Source organism: Chryseobacterium sp. 3008163 (assembly GCF_003669035.1).
Classification (GTDB): Bacteria; Bacteroidota; Bacteroidia; order Flavobacteriales; family Weeksellaceae; genus Chryseobacterium.
Map to the genome: position 1 here is coordinate 3136086 of NZ_CP033070.1, position 19538 is coordinate 3155623.

The following is a 19538-nucleotide window of genomic DNA, read 5'->3' on the forward strand; positions in this document are numbered from 1 at the left end:
ATGATAAGGTTAAAAAGATGTTATATTTGGAAGACCGAAAATTCTAGTTTTCAGATGTTTTTATTAGTAAATATTGTGGTTATATTGTTGGTTTTTAGAGTTTTATTTAATAATAAGATTCTAAAAATGCTGATGAAATACCGTTGGGGCTTTTTATTGAAGTTTCAGCATGTTTTCTTCTTTTTTGTTTTCATTTTGATCACTTTTTTCACCGAAAACTACTTTCTTGATGCTCCGGAATTAATTTGGTGTGTATTATTTGTAATTCTTTTCAATATTGGATTATATTATTTGGTATACTATTATCTTGTTCCGCAATTTTATTTATCCAATAAATATCCGCAGTTTATTTTGTATGCTTTGATTTGTTTTTTGGTGTTCAGTCTTTTCAGAATTTTATTAGAGCCGGCAGTTTTTAAAATGAATTTTAATGAGACGCTTTCCAATACCAAATTTTTATACAATGTCTATACACAGCAGGGAATTGTGATTCTTGTGGCTTCATTTTTAGGAATAACGAAAGATAAATTTTTAATAGAACAGGATTTTCAGGAATTGGGAGAAGAAAAAGACCAGTTACATCTGGATTTGCTTAAATCTAAATTGAATCCTCACTTTCTGCTGAATACACTCAATAACATTTATTCAAAAAGTTTTCATGCTTCAGAAAATACCTCAGAATCTATATTACAACTCAGCAAGCTGCTTCAATATGTAATTTATGATACCAATAAAGAAAAATAAATATTGCGCAGGAGTTTTCATCTATTCAGTCTCTTACCGGATTGTATCAGCTGAAATACAATAACCGGCTGGATATTTCTTTTGATATTCAGGACGAAGAAACATTGGAATTAATTGAAATTCCGCCCTCAATTTTTCTTACGCTATTTGAAAATGCACTTAAGCATTCGGCCATCGGAATTGAATCTGACAGTTTTATAAAAGTCCAATACAAAATAGAAAATCAGGAGATATTTGTTGAAATTATAAATAGCATTGCTAAAAAGAAAATCCTTGTGAACAACGAAGATAATGGCGGATTAGGGAATGAAGCAGTAATGAGTATCTTAGAAAAAAATTATTCGGGTATATTTACTTTTATTTCTACAGAAGGAGAGAATGAAGAATATCAGACCGTTTTAAAAATTAAATTATCATGACCAATTTGACAATAGTAAGTGTAGATGATGAATATCCTGCGTTGCAGCTTATCGAGCAATACTGTTATCAAATAGAAGGGATCGACCTTATAAAAGGATTTCAAAACCCGGAAGAAGCATTGGGATATCTTCTGAAAAATAAAGTAGATCTTGTGATTCTGGATATCAATATGCCTTATATGAATGGGATTGAACTTTTGCAGCAGTTACCCTACAAACCTCTCTGTATATTCCTTACGCTGGAAACCCAATATGCTGTAAAAGCTTTTGAGCTGGATGTTGTGCATTACCTTGTGAAGCCTGTAGATTTTGAAACGTTTAAAAAAGCAGTCAATAAAGCAAAAGATTTTTTACAGTTTAAAAATTCAGCAGAGAATAAAAAGCAGGAAGATTTTATCATGTTTAAATCCAATTATATCATGAATAAAGTTTTCTTGGAAGATATTAAATGGATTCAGGGGTTTGGAGAATATATCATCCTTATTACGGCTCTCAAAAAATACATGATTCTTGAACGAATGTCTAATTTTGAAGAGAAATTTCAAGACTTAGGGTTTATCAGAATTCATAAATCATACATCGTTTTGTCATCTCATATCAGTTCTTATGATACCGGGAATGTTTATCTTAAAGACGGTGATAAACTTCCGTTAGGCAGAACGTATAAGAATTTCTTGAAAACGTATTTGAATTAAAAAAAATAAGGTTTTTCATAAAAAAAATTCACTTATAATAAGTGAATTTTAAATGATAATTAATGACATGTTTGCTCATAATCATCAAGCAGTTTTTTGTACATTTTTATGAATAATTCTGTTCTGAACTTCATATTGATTCTTGATGCTTCTGCACCTTTTTTTCCTTTAATTAAAGCTTTTCTTTCGGCTTCTGATTCTCTTTTGTTTTCTTTGAAAGTTTTGTTGGAGAAATAATCGCTTTGTCTTGCTTCATCCACTTTTTTCAGAAATTCAGGGCAGTCGGCGCCTACAATGTCGTATGCTTTGTAAAACTTTTTATACAATGTTTTCATATTGAATAAAGCTAAAGGACTTAATGAACTGTAATCTACCGGCGCAACGGCAAAAGTTTCGTCTGGTTTACTTAAATAGATCATCACATAAGTAAGTTGGCAATTGTCTTCGTTTCCATTAAATCCAGAAGAAACATTGTCCCCAAAATCGGCTCTGCACATCATACTTCTGTAGCCGTATAGATTTATTTTCCCTTTTTGCATCAGTGGAAGCATCAATACTTTACCTTCTGATTCCATTTCCAGATCATTATTTATTTCTTTTACAAGACGTTTATCTAGTTGAGATGTTTCCTGCGTGTCTTCGTTTGTATAAATAAGGTTTTTTATATCTGAGACTGAAATCAATTGTACTTGAGTATCGCTTTTTGATGATTTAAATTTCACCTCCTTTCTGTCTAGATTAGCATACTTTGCGCCTTTTCCCATAAAGCTGAAAGTAGCAACATCCGGAAGCATAAAATCCTGTGCGAATCCTTTTTTGTACTGCCATCTTCCATCAGAATTTCAATGGGGATGAAATCTCTTTTTCCGGTGTAGAATTGTAAAGACTGAGCAAAAAAGCTCTGTGCTGAAAAGATAAATATCAACAATAAACTAAGTTTTTTCATGGGGGTAAAAGTTTTTTAATAGGTGGCAAATCTAAAAAAAAGTATCCAGAGTCTGAATACTTTTTAAAATTATTTTTTAGCTTTTCTTTCCTGCAGCCTGCATCGGATTGACCTTTCCTGTTCCTCCACCTCTTACTGGGCCGTCTTGTTTTTGTTTAAATAACTGAAATTTCGAGCTTGTGGCAGAACTTCCGTCATTACTCCACAAATTATTTGAAGTATCAATATCCGCTGTTTCTCTCATCGGATCAAGCTGAATTGATTTTAATTTTTTATCAAAATAGAATGTTTTCGAAACTTTCTTTTCATTCTGTCTCCAGATTTGAGCCGAAGATTTATCGTACAGTTTTGTACCGTCCTCGAAAGTAAATTCAAGAATAACAGGCATTACCAATCCGCCTTTGTTTACAAAATCGATCTGATACGCTGTGATATTTTTAAATTTATCCTTGTCTTTAGAATCTAAAGCCGCATTTTCATCTTTCTTTACAGTATACGTTTTGCTGTTGTCTACTTTTTCCTGACCTCTGTCATAACGATAGTAGAAATCCTGAAGACTTTTATCTTTTTCTACATCAAAAGTGATGTTTTTATCTTCTCTGTTTCTGATTTTCGAAATATCTTCAAATTCATTTTGTAAAGGCCTATCAACCGTATAAGTTTCCTCTTTTGCCATTGGTACTGCATCTAAATCCGGAGTTGCAATCGTAACCTTATCAATCGCAATGTCTACAGGATCAGTTCCGTAAAACCAGCCTCTCCAAAACCAATCAAGATCTTCACCACTCGCATCTTCCATTGTTCTGAAAAAATCTGCAGGCTCAGGATGTTTAAACGCCCATCTTTTTGAATACGTTTTAAATGCTTTATCGAAAAGTTCTCTTCCCATAATCGTTTCACGAAGGATATTCAGTCCTGTTGCAGGTTTTGAATAGGCGTTCGGACCAAACTGAATAATGTTTTCAGAATTACTCATAATCGGTTCCAGCTGATCTTTCGGAAGCTTCATATAATCAACGATTGTCCATGCCGGACCACGTTTTGAAGGGAATTTATTATCCCACTTTTCTTCCGTTAAATATTCTGTAAATGTATTTAAACCTTCATCCATCCAGCTCCACTGTCTTTCATCTGAGTTGATGATCATCGGGAAAAAGTTGTGTCCTACTTCATGAATGATTACCCCGATCATTCCGTTTTTAATTCCTTCAGAATATGTTCCATCTTTTTCTGTTCTTCCAAAATTGAAACAGATCATCGGATATTCCATTCCATTCGAAGCTTCCACAGACTGCGCTACCGGATAAGGATAGGGAATCGTGAATTCTGAATACGTTTTAATCGTATGAGCAACCGCTTTTGTAGAGAATTTTCTGTATAAACCATAAGCTTCTTTAGGATAGAAACTCATTGCCATTACTTTATTATTGTTTTCGGGAATCGTAACGCCCATTGCATCCCAGACAAACTTTCTTGAAGCCGTCCAGGCAAAATCTCTGACATCTTTTGCCTCAAAAACCCAAGTTTTTCTCTGTTTTGAATGATTTTTCTCTGCTTTTTTAGCTTCATCCAAAGTCACAATTTCTACAGGCTCATTCGAAGTTTGTGATTTCTTATATCTTGATAATTGTTCAGGAGTTAAAACCTGTTCGTAGTTTTTACATTCTCCGGTTCCTCCAATCACATGATCAGCCGGAACGTTCATCGAAACTTTATAATTCCCAAAAACTAAAGCAAATTCACCTCTTCCTGTGAACTGATGATTCTGCCAACCCTGAAAGTCGCTGTACACACACATTCGCGGGAACCATTGGGTAATCGTATAAAGATCATTTCCGTCTTCTGCGAAATTTTCGTAACCGCCGCGGCCTCCCATTTTTGTGCGGTTCGGGATGTTATAATTCCAATCTATTTTAAAGATGAATTTTTCGCCTTTCTTTAAAACTTTAGGCAAATCAATACGCATCATCGTTTTATTGACGGTGTATTTCAAAGGATTTCCTGAAGCATCAATTACTTTTTCTAAATTAACACCATACCCGTTATCTTTTGCAGGAATATCTGTCGTCTTTAATTGCTGATCGTTCAAAGATTTCGGCAGGGTAGAAGAGAACTGATAATCCGCTTTTTTGACCGTTGATTGTTGGTTCTCATCTAACTGTAACCAAATATAATCTAAATCGTCCGGCGAATTATTGTGATAGGTAACCGTTTCCGAACCTTTTAAGTTTCTTTTATCTTCGTCGAGATATGCGGTGATGTCGTAATCTGCTCTGTTTTGCCAATAAGCCTGTCCCGGAGCTCCTGAAGCCGTTCTGTAAACGTTTGGAGTAGGAAGGATGGTCCCCAACTGTTCAAATCTGTTTCCGTGATTACTTCCCGGATTGTTTTGAATGTTTTGGGCAGAAACACTTACATATAGAAATAGCGAAAGTGCTGTTACTTTTAGTTGCATTGACGAATGATTTAAGAATGATCAAATATAATAATAAGTATTTGAAAATTTGGGAATGTTACAGTGATAGATTTGAATATTTGGGAATTGGCGGATCTTAAAAAACATTCGGTTTAAAAGAAACTGTAAAATGTTTTTCAAAAGCAATAAGATGGTGAGATATTGATTGCAAAGTAATAATATTTGAGGCAGATGTTTTTATATTCTTGTGATGTGATTTTATATTATTCCTATGGGATGGTATATTCTTTCGATGTGGAGTTATATTCTTGCAATGTAGAGTTACATTCTTTCTATGTAACTTGATATTTTTGCAATGTGGAATAATATTCCTGTCTTGTTGTTTAATATTGGCACGGTGTCGACTTTTGTTTTTACAATGTGAAAGGATATTCTTCAAAGAGTAGGTACAAAACGGAAAGACAATTTCGCTGCAGGAAAATAGAAGACTTTGCAGATCTCAAAAACAAGCCAATGATTGATCTAAAAAGGAATTCTCTCTAAGGTCATTTTTAAAGCCAATGCAAAAACTCCAGATGATACAAAAAGTATCCAGTCTTTTTTATTAATTTTAAAAAGGTTTAAAAGAATAAAAAGCAATATTAAAATGGCCAGCACAATCACGATTTGTCCGAGTTCCAACCCAATATTAAAACCTAAAAGCGGAACGGCAATGCTCTGACTTTTCGCAATCATCACTCTCGCAGTATTCGCAAATCCTAATCCGTGAATCAATCCGAAAAATAGGGCTAAATAATAATTGGTTTTATTCTGAGTCTGTTTTTTATTTTTCATTAAAATATTTCCGGCCGCCGTCAAAACAATTGTCAGAGGAATCAAAAATTCCACCCAATCAGAAGGAAGTCTTACCACATCGAGAATGCTTAAAGCCAAAGTGATAGAATGTCCTATGGTAAATGCAGTCACCAAAATCAGAATTTTTTTCCAGTCTTTGGAAGTGTAAACGGCAATTAATGCCAAAACAAAAAGCTGATGATCAAGCGCATCCAATGAAATAATATGTTCCCAACCGAGTTTTAAATAAAATAAAAAGTCCTGCATTATGTTATGAATATTAGGTTTACGAAAATAATGATTAATTTCGGAAAAGATTTGAACGATCAATGAGTTTATAGATATGAAAAGGTTTTTTGTTTTTTAGCGGCTCTTTTATTATTGCTTTCTTTCACCAAAGAAGTACATCCTTATCACGTCGGTTCGGTAGAAATTAATTATAATTCAAAATCAAAAACTTTTGAGATTACCGGAAGATTTTTCTTAGATGATTTAGAAAATGGTCTTGGCAAGAAATACGGAAAGTCATTTCATTTTAATGATAACAAATATAAAGCTAAGATTAATGAGGCCTTAAAAAATTATAGTTCAGAATATTTTAAACTCAAAACAGATAATCAGTTTTTAAAAATCAATTACATCGGTTACGAAGAAGACAGCGAATCGGTCAATATTTATCTGGAATCTGAAAAAGTGGAAAATCCAAAAAAAGTAGAAGCTGCGGTGAGTTTTCTGTATAATTTATTTGATGACCAGATTAATCTCGTTCACATCATCGTCAATGGAAACCGTAAAAGTGAAAAACTCACGTATCCGAATCGGTATTTGTTTCAACAGTTTTAAAATTTATTTTCGAAGTTGCAGTAACTCATTTTCTGCTTTTGCATGAGCTAAAAGATCAGGAAAAAAATCATCATAGCATTTCTGCAGAATATCTTTATTGTCTAAAAAAGCCTCAAATACCGGAATATCTTTATCTAAATATTTAGCTTTATTCAAAACATTTCTCATGCTGAATTTAATATTCTGATCGTGACGGTAATTGTACAGCCAGTTATCCTGTTCCATTTTGGTAAGCATGTACCTGAAATTATCCGGTAAAAATTCGTAGTGCTCATGGAGAACTCTGTACACTTTTAACGAGTGGTCTTTCCAGCCTTGTAGAGAATTTAGCTGTAAATCGTTGGCGACAAAATAATCCAAAGAAACATCTACAAAAGCTCCTGCATACAACCTAACTAGCGGACTGAAAACCTTTTTTGCTTCATGAATCGCTGGATGAGAATCAGTAAAAGTATCAATGGCACGGTGCAGAGTAATCCCATCCTGAATTTCTTTCGGAAAAGAGTAGCGGTCTTTGTTTCGGATAAAATCTTCGAGAAACTGCCCGACAATTTGTCCGTCATTAAATGTGAGAAAAGAGTGGGCGAGAAAGTTCATAAACGAATATAGAAATTTTTAAATAAAGTTTGGTCATTATTTAAGGTTTCTACCCAAACTCCGTTTTCAGTTTCCTGATATTTGAAATGTATAGTGTTCAGTTTGATTTCATTTTGAGAGCGAATGATGAGGTGAAGTTCATTTTCGTTTACCCAACATTTGAATTGTACCGGAAACAGGAAATTATTCTTTATCTGCAAATCTTTATACCCAAAAACGACCGTAGCATCTGAACCTAAAGGGGTAAAACGTTCGTTTTCTTTGTAAATGTCAATCGAATGAGAATGTCTTTCCATAATTTCCAATCCGTATTGCAACGCAGAATAATATAAAATCGATGAGAACTGACAGATTCCGCCACCGAAATCCTGTGAAATATTGTTCTTAACTAAATTTCTGCCCTCTTTGAATTTGTTTTTTCTACTCGGTTTGCCAACTATTTTCCAAAAAGAAAAAATTTCATTTGGCTGAATGATTAAGTTGTTGACTTTTTCACAGACGATTTTTAGGTTATGAATTTTATTTTCGTGGAAATCTCCTCTTCTGATTACTTGCTTAAATTCTACTGAATAACCTCCAATATCTTCATTCAAATAATTTTTAGCATATAAGTGAGCGTTTTTCTGTTCATGAAAAATCCTTTGCAATAACCTATACTGCAATTTCCATGAGTAGGGAAGAGAGTTTTTGATAAACTGTTTCATCGTTTTTTCAGAACTACGATTTGATACGATGCCCACTTTTTTAGAAATGTTTTACAAATCAATATATCTAAAGGTAGAAATATTTTCCTCAATGCCTTTGGAATTCTGTGAATAGGAAAAAATAAAACTCCTTTTCTTTCAATGATCTTCCAATCACTTTTTATTAAATCTAAAATTTCATTGGGTGTAAAAGTATTATTCGCATGCCAATCTTGTTGTGGTGAAGGTACTTTTCTTCTTGATTTAATCGGATAATCAAAAATCAAAATTCCATCATTATTTATTTTTTTATAACATTCATTTAGAAAATTCTCAGTTTCCTGTCTGGTTTGATGCATGATGACATGAAAACAAAAAATACAGTCAAAGTTCTCCTCAAAAGGAATATTTGAAATTTCTCCTATCTTTAATTGTTTATGTGGAAATTTTTCCTGAGCAATATTCAGCATTTCCTGACTGAAATCTGCGCCATGCGTTGCAAAATTCAATAACCTTCCTGTTCCGCAACCTAAATCTAAAATTTTTGAATACTTATCATCTCTCAAAAATGAATTCAAAAAATATCTTTCCTGTTGATCAATATACTTCCCATAAGAATTTTCAAACCTGTTTTCATCATAGGATTTTGCGAGGTCGTTATAATATTGATGGATTTGGTTTTTGATCATTCTAAACTTCTACCTTTATATATTAAATGTTGAATTTAGCAAAAAAGAATATTTAAAAAATTAGTGGTGTTTAAATAATTAAAACTTAAATTTAAGTCGCCTATGTAAAACTTCTCAAGTTCCAAACCTCCCTCTTTTAGCCTGCTTTTTAAATAATTATTTATTTTCTTTGAGCATATCTGTATTTTGAATAAATTTGTCAATATTAAATAAAAAATTAAAATGAACACACCATCAGAATTAAAGTACACTAAAGATCACGAATGGGTAAAGATCGAAGGTAATGTTGCTACAATTGGTATTACAGACTTTGCACAGGGAGAATTAGGAGATATCGTTTATGTAGATGTAGATACGGTAGATGATGATATCAATGGAGGAGATGTTTTCGGAAGTGTAGAAGCTGTAAAAACGGTTTCAGATTTGTTCTTGCCAATTTCTGGTAAAGTAATTGAGTTCAATGCTGCGTTAGAAGATCAGCCAGAATTACTAAACACAGAACCTTACGGAAACGGTTGGATTATCAAATTGGAGATTGCTGACGGTGCAGATCAGTCAGAATTGCTTTCTGCAGAAGAATACCAGGCATTAATTGGATAAGATTTCAAACATATTTATAAAGATACTGCCCATTTATTGGGCATTTCTTACTTATATGCTCCTGCGCCCCGGAGTAGAAAACCACGAATATTTCTTTATGTTCGAGGGAATCGACAAAGTTTTGCATCTGGGAATATTTGCAATGCTTGGTTTCTCATTTATGGCGGCTTTCCCGAGAATCAAGTTCTTTTACTTTTTTCAGATCATCCTTATCTACGCCTTCCTCACAGAAATCCTTCAGGAAGAAATGGGTTTCGGCAGATCAATGGAAACTTTAGACATTGTTGCCGACACCATTGGTTGCCTTCTCGGATACTATATATATAAGAGACTCATCAAAAGATATTTTAATTAGATTACGGATTCTTTTAACGACTTCGGTATCTTTCATGTATCACACCGCCATTATACTTCATTTTCATTAGTAGCTTAATCCCGCTCACCGCTGTATCTTTTTCTGTTTACCGCTGCTCTGCATCGGCAACCAGAAAAAGGATGTCGCTTTTATCGGGGCTAGGGTAGTGGTCATGTATCAAAAATCACCAAAGTAAAAATTACATTTCTAAAGTAAGATGTTTTTTTTGTCAAGTAAACCTCATAATCAACATCTCAACAAAACTTCCGATATGCTTTTATCAATAAGACCGACAGGTGAAAAAAATTCCGAATCACTCATAAGCTCTATTAGGGCCTCTATGTTTATAACCTCCATTGCAAAAACGAATGCTTGAGCTCCTTCAGGAGCTCACTGTTCATAGTATATCGGATAGAGTAAATTTTGAGCTCCGTAGGAGTGTGATGTTTTTAGTTTAATCTACAATAAAGAGCATGAGCTCCGTAGGAGCGCCACCTTTCAACCCCCTCTCGAACGCTCCGGCACCTCGACGCATCAACTCTCCCCAACACAACCCCCATCCTTTACCATCCAACCTCCAACCTAATGAAAATTTTTCTCCCACGCTTTCAAGGTTTTACCGTCAAATATGAATTTAATTTGAATTTTATGTTAAATAGATTTGGAAGTGTGGGGGTAAAGTTGGTACTTTTGCCCCACTGAAAACGAGAGTATATCAGTAGCGCAGGAGGGCCTTCGGGCATATAATTTAAGTTACTTTATAGGATGTAAATCAAAAAAAGATTCACTGAAAATTTTTAGCAATAAAAGTTGTGAGAATAAAAAAGATTTGTATCTTTGCAATCCCAATACGGGAAGCGCAGGAGTAGCAGATTGAATGTTTAGGAAAAGGGTTTAGGGTTACTTAAAAAACTTTAAAATTTCTTCAAAAAACATTTGGTCAATTAGAAATAAGTTATTACTTTTGCACACGCAAATACGGCAACGCCCAACGACAGAAAAGGGTAGCTGAGGAAGCGGAAGAGAAGAGATCATTGAAAAATAGATATAACAACCAAGTAAGGAAAAACTAAAGCGTCAAAACTTTGAGTGAGTCAGACAAACATACAATGGAGAGTTTGATCCTGGCTCAGGATGAACGCTAGCGGGAGGCCTAACACATGCAAGCCGAGCGGTAGAGATTCTTCGGAATCTTGAGAGCGGCGCACGGGTGCGGAACACGTGTGCAACCTACCTTTATCAGGGGGATAGCCTTTCGAAAGGAAGATTAATACCCCATAATATATTGAATGGCATCATTTAATATTGAAAACTCCGGTGGATAGAGATGGGCACGCGCAAGATTAGATAGTTGGTGAGGTAACGGCTCACCAAGTCAATGATCTTTAGGGGGCCTGAGAGGGTGATCCCCCACACTGGTACTGAGACACGGACCAGACTCCTACGGGAGGCAGCAGTGAGGAATATTGGACAATGGGTGAGAGCCTGATCCAGCCATCCCGCGTGAAGGACGACGGCCCTATGGGTTGTAAACTTCTTTTGTATAGGGATAAACCTTTCCACGTGTGGAAAGCTGAAGGTACTATACGAATAAGCACCGGCTAACTCCGTGCCAGCAGCCGCGGTAATACGGAGGGTGCAAGCGTTATCCGGATTTATTGGGTTTAAAGGGTCCGTAGGCGGACTCGTAAGTCAGTGGTGAAATCTCATAGCTTAACTATGAAACTGCCATTGATACTGCGGGTCTTGAGTAAGGTAGAGGTAGCTGGAATAAGTAGTGTAGCGGTGAAATGCATAGATATTACTTAGAACACCAATTGCGAAGGCAGGTTACCATGTCTTAACTGACGCTGATGGACGAAAGCGTGGGGAGCGAACAGGATTAGATACCCTGGTAGTCCACGCCGTAAACGATGCTAACTCGTTTTTGGGGCTTTAAGCTTCAGAGACTAAGCGAAAGTGATAAGTTAGCCACCTGGGGAGTACGAACGCAAGTTTGAAACTCAAAGGAATTGACGGGGGCCCGCACAAGCGGTGGATTATGTGGTTTAATTCGATGATACGCGAGGAACCTTACCAAGGCTTAAATGGGAATTGATCGGTTTAGAAATAGACCTTCCTTCGGGCAATTTTCAAGGTGCTGCATGGTTGTCGTCAGCTCGTGCCGTGAGGTGTTAGGTTAAGTCCTGCAACGAGCGCAACCCCTGTCACTAGTTGCTAACATTTAGTTGAGGACTCTAGTGAGACTGCCTACGCAAGTAGAGAGGAAGGTGGGGATGACGTCAAATCATCACGGCCCTTACGCCTTGGGCCACACACGTAATACAATGGCCGGTACAGAGGGCAGCTACACAGCGATGTGATGCAAATCTCGAAAGCCGGTCTCAGTTCGGATTGGAGTCTGCAACTCGACTCTATGAAGCTGGAATCGCTAGTAATCGCGCATCAGCCATGGCGCGGTGAATACGTTCCCGGGCCTTGTACACACCGCCCGTCAAGCCATGGAAGTCTGGGGTACCTGAAGTCGGTGACCGTAACAGGAGCTGCCTAGGGTAAAACAGGTAACTAGGGCTAAGTCGTAACAAGGTAGCCGTACCGGAAGGTGCGGCTGGAACATCTCATTTTAGAGCGTCATTAGACGTTAAACAAATAAAGATACTTAAATGTATCATGTACTTACTTAAAAGAAAACGTTTTAGTTTTTTACTCGGTTGCTTATATTATAAAAATACAAAACCCACTAGAAATTAGTATCAGGGAAAGAGAGATTTTAGTTACAGAAGTTAGAGGTTAGATAATTAGAAGTTAGTTTTAAAGCTAACAACTAAAAACCGACAACCGACAACTAAAAACATGAAGTCTCGTAGCTCAGCTGGTTAGAGCGCTACACTGATAATGTAGAGGTCGGCAGTTCGAGCCTGCCCGAGACTACTAATTGAATTAGAGGTTAGAAGTTAGTAATTAGAAGTTAGTTTTCAACTGACCACTAAAAACCGACAACTGACAACTACTAGAGGGGGAATTAGCTCAGCTGGCTAGAGCGCCTGCCTTGCACGCAGGAGGTCAAGGGTTCGACTCCCTTATTCTCCACAGTTTTGTGCGTTTGATTTAAAAGTACGATGGATAGAGCCAAAACAAATATCCATTTATCAGACAAGCAGAAAGAATTAAGATCATTGACATTAACGGTAAAAATATCACAAAGAGAAAACCGAGCGCAATTAAGCGTTTGAGTTTACAAAAATAGCTTGGTAGCAATACTAAGCAAAAAATACTGAACTAATTAATAATTAGGAAAGAAATCGTTAAGGGCGTATGGCGGATGCCTAGGCTTTCAGAGGCGAAGAAGGACGCGGTAAGCTGCGAAAAGCTGCGGGGATCGGCACACACGAATTGATCCGCAGATGTCCGAATGGGGCAACCCGGCATGTTGAAGACATGTCACCTCGTAAGAGGAGCAAACCAGGAGAACTGAAACATCTAAGTACCCTGAGGAAAAGAAATCGAAGAGATTCCGTAAGTAGTGGCGAGCGAACGCGGATTAGCCCAAAAGTCTTTATATATTTAATAGAATGTTCTGGAAAGAACAGCCATAGAGGGTGATAGCCCCGTACATGAAAGGTATATTTAGATGATAAATGAGTAGGGCGGGACACGTGAAATCCTGTCTGAATATGGGGGGACCATCCTCCAAGGCTAAATACTCCTGAAAGACCGATAGTGAACAAGTACTGTGAAGGAAAGGTGAAAAGCACTTCGAATAGAAGGGTGAAATAGAACCTGAAACCGTACGCCTACAAGCGGTCGGAGCCCACAAGTTGGGTGACGGCGTGCCTTTTGCATAATGAGCCTACGAGTTAATGTTACTAGCGAGGTTAAGGACTTCAGGTCCGGAGCCGGAGCGAAAGCGAGTCTGAATAGGGCGCTTAGTTAGTAGTATTAGACGCGAAACCTTGTGATCTACCCATGGGCAGGTTGAAGCTTTGGTAACACAAAGTGGAGGACCGAACCGGTTGACGTTGAAAAGTCTTCGGATGACCTGTGGGTAGGGGTGAAAGGCCAATCAAACTGGGAGATAGCTCGTACTCCCCGAAATGCATTTAGGTGCAGCGTCGTGTATAAGTTTATTAGAGGTAGAGCTACTGATTGGATGCGGGGGAGTCAAATCCTACCAATTCCTGACAAACTCCGAATGCTAATAAATGTTCCACGGCAGTGAGGGCGCGGGTGCTAAGGTCCGTGTCCGAGAGGGAAAGAACCCAGACCAACAGCTAAGGTCCCCAAATCTCTATTAAGTTGAAGCAACGCGGTTGGACTGCATTGACAGCTAGGATGTTGGCTTGGAAGCAGCCATTCATTTAAAGAGTGCGTAACAGCTCACTAGTCGAGCGGTCCGGCATGGATAATAATCGGGCATAAATAGAGTACCGAAGCTATGGATTTACAACTTAGGGTTGTATCTGGTAGGGGAGCATTCTGTTTGCACAGAAGCTGAGTCGTGAGGCTTGGTGGAGCGGACAGAAAAGAAAATGTAGGCATAAGTAACGATAAAGCGGGCGAGAAACCCGCTCACCGAAAGACTAAGGTTTCCTCAGCCATGCTAATCAGCTGAGGGTTAGTCGGGACCTAACGCGAACCCGAAAGGGGTAGTGGATGGACAATGGGTTAATATTCCCATACTTGCTCACACTAAAAAGGGGACGGAGTGCCGTACTTACTGGAGACTGACGGAATAGTCAAGACCTAGCCTTCGGGCGAAGTTGCTGTAAGGAAAGTGCTTCCAAGAAAAGCCGAAGTGAAGCAACCCGTACCAAAACCGACACAGGTAGTCGAGGAGAGAATCCTAAGGTGCTAGAGTGAATCATGGTTAAGGAACTAGGCAAAATAGTCTCGTAACTTCGGAAGAAGAGACGCCAGCAGCAATGCTGGCCGCAGTGAAGAGGCCCAGGCGACTGTTTATCAAAAACACAGGACTCTGCTAAATCGAAAGATGCTGTATAGGGTCTGACACCTGCCCGGTGCTGGAAGGTTAAGGAAGGGCGTTAGCAGCAATGCGAAGCGTTTGACTGAAGCCCCAGTAAACGGCGGCCGTAACTATAACGGTCCTAAGGTAGCGAAATTCCTTGTCGGGTAAGTTCCGACCTGCACGAATGGTGTAACGATCTGGGCACTGTCTCAACCATGAGCTCTGTGAAATTGTAGTAACGGTGAAGATGCCGTTTACCCGCAATGGGACGAAAAGACCCTGTGAACCTTTACTATAACTTCGTATTGACTTTGAGTAAGTAATGTGTAGGATAGGTGGGAGACTTTGAAGCAGGCACGCTAGTGTTTGTGGAGTCAACGTTGAAATACCACCCTTTACTTACTTGGAGCCTAACTTCTTTTAGAAGGACACTGCGTGGTGGGTAGTTTGACTGGGGTGGTCGCCTCCAAAAGAGTAACGGAGGCTTTCAAAGGTACCCTCAGCACGCTTGGTAACCGTGCGTAGAGTGTAATGGCATAAGGGTGCTTGACTGTGAGACCTACAAGTCGATCAGGTGCGAAAGCAGGACATAGTGATCCGGTGGTTCCGTATGGAAGGGCCATCGCTCATAGGATAAAAGGTACTCCGGGGATAACAGGCTAGTCTCCCCCAAGAGCTCACATCGACGGGGAGGTTCGGCACCTCGATGTCGGCTCGTCACATCCTGGGGCTGGAGAAGGTCCCAAGGGTTGGGCTGTTCGCCCATTAAAGTGGCACGCGAGCTGGGTTCAGAACGTCGTGAGACAGTTCGGTCTCTATCTATTGCGGGCGTTAGATGTTTGAGAGGGCTTGATTCTAGTACGAGAGGACCGAATTGAACAAACCTCTGGTGTATCAGTTGTTCCGCCAGGAGCACCGCTGAGTAGCTACGTTTGGAAGAGATAAGCACTGAAAGCATATAAGTGCGAAACTCGCCTCAAGATGAGACATCTTTTAAGGGTCGTTGGAGATGACGACGTTGATAGGCTACAGGTGTAAAGTTGGTAACAGCATAGCCGAGTAGTACTAATTACCCGTAGATTTATAGCCTAATTGGCAACGCTTAATTGCGCAATCAAGGTTCTCTCTTTGTGAACATTTTTATCGATAAAACAGTTGACAGTAAAGAGTTGACAGTTGATAGTATTATACCATCAACAATCAACCAAAAACTGACAACAATATACAACCTTTAGGGTGGTTTTAGCGGTGGGGCTCACCTGTTCCCATTCCGAACACAGAAGTTAAGCCCACCAGCGCCGATGGTACTGCGAAAGCGGGAGAGTAGGTCGCCGCCAGTTTTTATTTAAAAGTCTCATACATTCAGTTGTATGAGACTTTTTTTTGTCCTAAACCTTAAGTAAACCTTAAAATCTAACTAACTAACCCTTAGAAGCCTCAGGCATGGATTTGTAGGAGACTTTTCTTGTTCTAAATTTTAGAAATTAAGTTAAAAATAAAAGAACTTAAGTGTTTACATGATTCGAGATCTAGTTTAGGGTAAAGAAGTTAATGAAAATCAAGATAATTTAATCCAATAATCCATACTGTTGCTCCGTAGGAGCAATATCTGTGTAGAAAAAAGCTGAAGCGGTCACAAGCGCGTTCCGTAGGAACGCTATCTATTCCTCATTTGTAAATGCTGCACAGAATTTACAGGTCGCTCTGGAGGAGTTTCTCCTTCCATGAGCTTTTGTTCATATTCTACTAACAGTCCGCCGCTCTGCGGCTTTTGGAAACAACTACACATCTTGGAAAGTTATATATTGTAATTGTTTTAAGATGATTCATAAGCTTCATTTTAATGATGAATACAAGATGATTTTTATTCATCTTAAAATACCCACACAAATGTAATTTTGCGTAACCATCAACCATCAACCATCAACCATCAACCATCAAGTAATAGTTTTGAAAATGGAAAAAGTCATTTTTTTGACATATAATCAAAGAATGCAGTCACCCATAGCCCAGATCGAAACGGCATCCTTTTTTGTTATCCGGTAAAAGCACAGGCACAAAAAAGATATAGTGTAGAGCTGGATCAAGCTCCTGAAAAATTTAGTTTGACAGATCGTTAATAATTTAACATAAATGTTGATTTATTCTTTTCGTGAATATTATGAAACCGTTGATACACGCTTACTTTTAGAATCTAACAATTCAAAGTGAACCTTGATATTGGCAATATTTTTCCAAGTTGCATATTTGAATAGTACAAATCCGATTAACATTCCTATGGTGTTCAAAAACACATCATCAATATCTGCAACGCCTCTTCCTGATATATATTGAATGGATTCAATAATACTTATTGCTATAAGAAAAAATAATGTGATGGGAACAAAATGATTGAATTTTTTAATACATAATCCTAACCATCCAAATGGACTGAAGAGAAATATATTACCAAATATATTGACAATAAAAGCTTGATTATCAATATTGTTGTCATTGAAAAAATGCTGAATGGTAATAAATGGCTGATGCTGGATATACGAAATTTCTGAAGGTTCTCTACCAGAAGCATAAAACATCATATATAATAAAACGACGGTGTATAAGGCAATAAATACTGCAAAATATCTTTTCATAGGTTTCCTTTAGGGATTAGTAATTAAAAAGAGGTTGAAGTGCTTATTAGTTTTTGTATTCTTTAATAACAAAAATCTTACCCTTATGTTATGTCGTTAAGACAGTTTATAATTCTTTAGGACTATTTAACATAATAAAAAAGCCCCACTTCTAAAGTGAGGCAAAATATTGTACAATTGAGTATTGATCAGACTTGGATAACTCCTAAATTGAATTTTTCAGTAATAGGAGAATGATCAGCGGCTTCAATTCCCATAGAAATCCATTTTCTGGTATCAATAGGATTAATGATCGCATCCGTCCATAATCTTGATGCTGCATATGTAGCTTCTGTCTGCTTTTGATATTTCTTAGAGATGGAATCTAAAATTTCTTTATGAGCTTCTTCAGTGATTTCTTTTCCTTGTTTTTTCAAAGTAGATTCCTGAATTTGCGCTAAAACTTTAGCAGCTTGAGAACCTCCCATAACAGCGAGATCTGCCCATGGCCAAGCTACAATTAATCTTGGGTCATAAGCTTTTCCGCACATTGCGTAATTACCGGCGCCGTAAGAGTTTCCTGTGATGATGGTAAATTTAGGAACTACAGAATTGGCCACGGCATTCACCATTTTTGCACCGTCTTTAATGATTCCACCATGTTCTGATTTTGAACCAACCATGAAACCTGTTACATCTTGTAAGAAGATTAATGGAATTTTTCTTTGGTTACAGTTAGCGATAAAACGTGTTGCTTTGTCAGCTGAGTCGGAGTAAATTACTCCTCCAAACTGCATTTCTCCTTTACCATTTTTAACGAGCTTTCTTTGATTAGCGACGATTCCTACCGACCATCCGTCAACTCTTGCCGTAGCACAAATGATAGTTTGTCCGTAATCTGCTTTGTATTCTTCAAACTCAGAATTGTCTACAAGACATTTGATAATTTCTAAAGTATCATATTGGTCGGCACGGGAAACCGGCATGATTCCGAAAATGTTATCTATATTTTCTTTTGGTGGAAAACTTTCAATTCTGTCGAAACCTGCTTTTTCGTAGCTTCCGATAGATTTCATGATATTCTTTATTCTGTTCAAAGCATCCTGATCATCTTTAGCTTTATAATCTGTTACTCCCGAGATTGAACAGTGTGTTGTTGCACCACCCAAAGTCTCATTGTCAATACTTTCACCGATAGCTGCTTTCACCAAATAACTTCCGGCAAGGAAAATAGAACCTGTCTTATCAACAATCATAGCTTCGTCGCTCATAATAGGCAGGTAAGCTCCTCCCGCAACACAACTTCCCATCACAGCAGAAATCTGAATAATTCCCATGGCGCTCATTTTCGCATTATTTCTAAAAATCCTGCCGAAATGTTCTTTATCTGGGAAGATTTCATCCTGCATTGGAAGATAAACACCTGCAGAGTCAACAAGATAAATAATTGGAAGTTTATTTTCCATTGCGATTTCCTGAGCTCTTAGGTTTTTCTTTCCGGTGATTGGAAACCACGCACCTGCTTTTACAGAAGCGTCATTGGCAACAACCAGACATTGTTTTCCTGAAACATAGCCCATTACTACCACAACTCCGCCACTTGGACAGCCGCCGTGCTCTTCATACATTTCGTAACCTGCAAAAGCGCCAATTTCAATGGAATCTGAATCTTTGTCGAGAAGATAATCTATTCTTTCTCTCGCCGTCATTTTCCCTTCATCACGAAGCTTTTGAAGTCTTTTTTCTCCACCGCCTTTTTTATTTCAGAAAGTAAACGATTTATTTCAGATAATTTTAATTTGTTTTGATCTTCTCGTTTGTTGAATTCAATATCCATGAAATTTCTATTTTAATGTGCCTAAGATACTACTTTTATAAAAAATAATATATTACAAATTTTTATGATTCAACGCATTGAAAATCATAAAATTATGAAATATTTAACACAGTTAAGTTTTTTTATGTTTGTTTTTTTATAATTTTACATAAGAGGAAAGGAGCTGATTACTCCGTTATAAATCCTCTGTTCCTAGTTTATTTTTTTAATAGTTTATTATTTGAAGGCCCTGAAAGTTGAACAGACTTTCAGGGTTTTTTATGTATTATGAAGAAAATTTCACTTTTTTTAATTTCACTCAA

At 37.5% G+C, this 19538-nt stretch carries 13 protein-coding genes, 2 tRNA genes, 3 rRNA genes and 1 pseudogene; 11 read left to right on the plus strand and 8 right to left on the minus strand.

Annotation, left to right across the window (positions count from 1 at the left end):
* Positions 1-54: 54 nt before the first annotated feature.
* Genes EAG08_RS22230 through EAG08_RS14360 form a run of 3 tightly spaced genes read left to right on the plus strand, consistent with a single transcriptional unit; the run spans position 55 to position 1858 of the window.
* Complete coding sequence (locus EAG08_RS22230; RefSeq protein WP_228446584.1) at positions 55-744, plus strand: histidine kinase; 690 nt, start codon at positions 55-57, stop codon at positions 742-744.
* 41 nt (positions 745-785) lie between these two features.
* Positions 786-1163, plus strand: coding sequence for a GHKL domain-containing protein (locus tag EAG08_RS22235; protein ID WP_228446585.1), 378 nt, complete (start codon positions 786-788; stop codon positions 1161-1163).
* Positions 1160-1858 (plus strand): LytR/AlgR family response regulator transcription factor, encoded by a 699-nt coding sequence (locus EAG08_RS14360; protein WP_129536034.1) that lies wholly within the window; start codon positions 1160-1162, stop codon positions 1856-1858. The genes EAG08_RS22235 and EAG08_RS14360 overlap by 4 nt, the downstream gene beginning before the upstream one ends.
* A 59-nt stretch (positions 1859-1917) precedes the next feature.
* Here the strand turns inward: EAG08_RS14360 and EAG08_RS14365 are convergent, their stop codons facing one another.
* The 3 genes from EAG08_RS14365 to EAG08_RS14375 form a co-directional block, all read right to left on the minus strand.
* Positions 1918-2652 (minus strand): hypothetical protein, encoded by a 735-nt coding sequence (locus EAG08_RS14365; protein WP_129536035.1) that lies wholly within the window; start codon positions 2650-2652, stop codon positions 1918-1920.
* A gap of 228 nt (positions 2653-2880) precedes the next feature.
* Positions 2881-5259, minus strand: a complete 2379-nt coding sequence (locus EAG08_RS14370; RefSeq protein ID WP_129536036.1) for a M1 family metallopeptidase — start codon at positions 5257-5259, stop codon at positions 2881-2883.
* A gap of 483 nt (positions 5260-5742) precedes the next feature.
* Positions 5743-6321 carry a HupE/UreJ family protein gene (locus tag EAG08_RS14375; protein WP_129536037.1) on the minus strand — a complete coding sequence of 193 codons (579 nt, stop codon included), beginning with the start codon at positions 6319-6321 and terminating at the stop codon, positions 5743-5745.
* Positions 6322-6435: 114 nt separating this feature from the next.
* On the opposite strand from EAG08_RS14375, the gene EAG08_RS14380 reads away from it, so the two are divergent.
* Positions 6436-6897, plus strand: a complete 462-nt coding sequence (locus EAG08_RS14380) for a DUF6702 family protein (protein WP_129536038.1) — start codon at positions 6436-6438, stop codon at positions 6895-6897.
* 3 nt (positions 6898-6900) lie between these two features.
* On the opposite strand, the gene EAG08_RS14385 is transcribed toward EAG08_RS14380, so the two are convergent.
* Genes EAG08_RS14385 through EAG08_RS14395 form a run of 3 tightly spaced genes read right to left on the minus strand, consistent with a single transcriptional unit; the run spans position 6901 to position 8866 of the window.
* A complete protein-coding gene (locus EAG08_RS14385; RefSeq protein WP_129536039.1) occupies positions 6901-7494 on the minus strand; it encodes an ACP phosphodiesterase in 594 nt (197 codons plus the stop codon).
* Positions 7491-8198 carry a VanW family protein gene (locus tag EAG08_RS14390; protein ID WP_129536040.1) on the minus strand — a complete coding sequence of 236 codons (708 nt, stop codon included), beginning with the start codon at positions 8196-8198 and terminating at the stop codon, positions 7491-7493. The genes EAG08_RS14385 and EAG08_RS14390 overlap by 4 nt, the downstream gene beginning before the upstream one ends.
* Positions 8195-8866, minus strand: coding sequence for a class I SAM-dependent DNA methyltransferase (locus EAG08_RS14395; RefSeq protein ID WP_129536041.1), 672 nt, complete (start codon positions 8864-8866; stop codon positions 8195-8197). Before EAG08_RS14395 ends, EAG08_RS14390 begins: the two co-directional genes overlap by 4 nt.
* A 222-nt stretch (positions 8867-9088) precedes the next feature.
* Here EAG08_RS14395 and gcvH point away from each other — a divergent pair, with 222 nt between their 5' ends.
* From gcvH to rrf, 7 genes are all read left to right on the plus strand, one after another.
* On the plus strand, positions 9089-9466 hold the full coding sequence (gcvH, locus tag EAG08_RS14400; protein WP_129536042.1) for a glycine cleavage system protein GcvH: 378 nt from the start codon (positions 9089-9091) through the stop codon (positions 9464-9466).
* Entirely contained in the window at positions 9459-9821 is a 363-nt protein-coding gene (locus tag EAG08_RS14405) for a VanZ family protein (protein ID WP_228446586.1), read from the plus strand. Before gcvH ends, EAG08_RS14405 begins: the two co-directional genes overlap by 8 nt.
* 1106 nt (positions 9822-10927) lie before the next feature.
* Positions 10928-12445: ribosomal RNA gene (locus tag EAG08_RS14410) — 16S ribosomal RNA — on the plus strand.
* Positions 12446-12678: 233 nt separating this feature from the next.
* A tRNA-Ile gene (locus EAG08_RS14415) sits at positions 12679-12752 on the plus strand.
* 85 nt (positions 12753-12837) lie between these two features.
* A tRNA-Ala gene (locus EAG08_RS14420) sits at positions 12838-12911 on the plus strand.
* A gap of 205 nt (positions 12912-13116) precedes the next feature.
* A 23S ribosomal RNA gene (locus EAG08_RS14425) occupies positions 13117-15876 on the plus strand.
* A gap of 143 nt (positions 15877-16019) precedes the next feature.
* Positions 16020-16127 (plus strand): 5S ribosomal RNA (rrf, locus tag EAG08_RS14430).
* Together the 16S, 23S and 5S rRNA genes with 2 tRNA genes alongside form the textbook arrangement of a ribosomal RNA operon.
* Before the next feature lie 819 nt (positions 16128-16946).
* Here rrf and EAG08_RS14435 read toward each other — a convergent pair.
* Positions 16947-17420: a VanZ family protein gene (locus EAG08_RS14435; protein ID WP_129536043.1), complete on the minus strand. Its 474-nt coding sequence runs from the start codon at positions 17418-17420 to the stop codon at positions 16947-16949.
* Positions 17421-17608: 188 nt separating this feature from the next.
* A pseudogene (locus tag EAG08_RS14440) lies at positions 17609-19236 on the minus strand (acyl-CoA carboxylase subunit beta).
* Positions 19237-19538: the final 302 nt, after the last annotated feature.